A 244-nucleotide genomic window follows, 5' to 3' on the forward strand; every position below is an offset into this window, starting at 1 on the left:
GTGCCGGAACCTCAGAATCGCCGCTGGGTGCAATATTGCATACGGTAGAAGGCACACCCGGCGAGACGGTGATCGAAGCGAAAGAACTGACCAAGAAATTTGGTGATTTTGCCGCCACCGATCACGTCAACTTTGCCGTTAAACGTGGGGAGATTTTTGGTTTGCTGGGGCCAAACGGCGCGGGTAAATCGACCACCTTTAAGATGATGTGCGGTTTGCTGGTGCCGACTTCCGGCCAGGCGCT

General features: G+C 54.9%; 1 protein-coding gene. It reads left to right on the forward strand.

Annotation, left to right across the window (positions count from 1 at the left end; genetic code table 11):
* Positions 1-244 (forward strand): ATP-binding cassette domain-containing protein (locus tag R0J87_RS23565; protein ID WP_498889410.1); only part of this gene is annotated, 244 nt, incomplete at both ends.

It is taken from the genome of Halomonas sp. SIMBA_159 (assembly GCF_046536035.1).
Lineage (GTDB): Bacteria > Pseudomonadota > Gammaproteobacteria > Pseudomonadales > Halomonadaceae > Vreelandella > Vreelandella venusta_A.